General features: G+C 46.7%; 6 tRNA genes and 1 rRNA gene. All 7 read right to left on the bottom strand.

The features are described from left to right. Nucleotide 1: 1 nt before the first annotated feature. Nucleotides 2–90, bottom strand: a tRNA-Leu gene (locus LQ617_RS15770). A 6-nt stretch (nucleotides 91–96) separates the two neighbouring features. Beyond that, nucleotides 97–171 (bottom strand) — tRNA-Gly (locus LQ617_RS15765). A 32-nt stretch (nucleotides 172–203) separates the two neighbouring features. Beyond that, a tRNA-Leu gene (locus LQ617_RS15760) sits at nucleotides 204–285 on the bottom strand. 5 nt (nucleotides 286–290) lie between these two features. After that, a tRNA-Lys gene (locus tag LQ617_RS15755) sits at nucleotides 291–366 on the bottom strand. Between the two features lie 7 nt (nucleotides 367–373). Next, a tRNA-Thr gene (locus tag LQ617_RS15750) sits at nucleotides 374–449 on the bottom strand. Between the two features lie 6 nt (nucleotides 450–455). Next, a tRNA-Val gene (locus LQ617_RS15745) sits at nucleotides 456–531 on the bottom strand. 27 nt (nucleotides 532–558) lie between these two features. Beyond that, nucleotides 559–673 (bottom strand): 5S ribosomal RNA (gene rrf / locus LQ617_RS15740). Between the last annotated feature and the right edge of the window lie 123 nt (nucleotides 674–796).

Genomic DNA, 796 nt, shown 5'->3' with positions numbered 1-796 from the left:
ATGGTGCCGAGGACCGGAATCGAACCGGTACGGTAATCACTTACCGCAGGATTTTAAGTCCTGTGCGTCTGCCAGTTCCGCCACCCCGGCAAATAATGGAGCAGAAGACGGGATTCGAACCCGCGACCCCAACCTTGGCAAGGTTGTATTCTACCGCTGAACTACTTCTGCAAAATTAAATGCTTAAATCATATTAATAATAATGCGGGTGAAGGGAGTCGAACCCCCACGCCTTGCGGCGCTAGATCCTAAGTCTAGTGCGTCTGCCAATTCCGCCACACCCGCTTAAATGGTGAGCCATAGAGGATTCGAACCTCTGACCCTCTGATTAAAAGTCAGATGCTCTACCAACTGAGCTAATGGCTCTAAAACATGGTGCCGGCCAGAGGACTTGAACCCCCAACCTACTGATTACAAGTCAGTTGCTCTACCAGTTGAGCTAGGCCGGCTTTAAATGGTGGAGAATGACGGGTTCGAACCGCCGACCCTCTGCTTGTAAGGCAGATGCTCTCCCAGCTGAGCTAATTCTCCATTTAAAATTATGTAATATTATTACCTGCCCGGCAACGTCCTACTCTCGCGGAACGTAAGCCCAACTACCATTGGCGCTAAAGAGCTTAACTTCTGTGTTCGGCATGGGAACAGGTGTGACCTCTTTGCTATCGTCACCAGACAAATAGTAATAACTTATGATGAATGTATTGTACATTCAAAACTAGATAGTAAGTAGATTTTACGGCTAAAACCGATTTAAAATTTGATTAAGTCTTCGATCGATTAGTATTCGTCAGCTACA

The organism is Mammaliicoccus sp. P-M59, assembly GCF_022386135.1.
Lineage (GTDB): Bacteria > Bacillota > Bacilli > Staphylococcales > Staphylococcaceae > Mammaliicoccus > Mammaliicoccus sciuri_A.
Note: the sequence above shows the minus strand (reverse complement) of the source record. Positions and strands in the feature narration are given on the sequence as shown.